This is a genomic window from Sulfoacidibacillus ferrooxidans (assembly GCF_022606465.1).
Classification (GTDB): domain Bacteria; phylum Bacillota; class Bacilli; order Alicyclobacillales; family SLC66; genus Sulfoacidibacillus; species Sulfoacidibacillus ferrooxidans.
In genome coordinates, this window is record NZ_JALBUF010000111.1 from 1 (window position 1) to 351 (window position 351).

Annotated in this window: 1 protein-coding gene; it reads left to right on the forward strand. The window is 51.3% G+C overall.

Annotated features, from left to right (window positions below; genetic code table 11):
- The coding region (locus MM817_RS16605) for a DUF6094 domain-containing protein (RefSeq protein ID WP_241717179.1) at positions 1-351 on the forward strand (351 nt) is incomplete at both ends.

The window sequence follows — 351 nt, forward strand, 5'->3', positions numbered from 1 at the left end:
TGATGTGGCTCAATCCACCGTATGATCGAGCGACAAAAGATACAGAGGGTCAGTCTGATCGCAAGGAGATTATTTTCCTGCGTATGACGTCTCGGTATCTAGTGAGCCATGGGATTCTCGTGTTCATCATTCCGCAACCGCAAATCGACAAGAACTTAGCCTCCGCACTGGTGGGTCGCTATCGAGACATTCAGGTGTTTCGATTCGAGGACGACGAGTACGAGGTGTACAAGCAAGTGGTGATCGTGGGTATTCGCCGTTCCGGTCCTATTGGTGCAGGCGATGCGAGCGATAAACACATGCTCAAGCAGCTTGTCGAGATCGGCAAAGGAGACAAAGACGCCCTAGCTT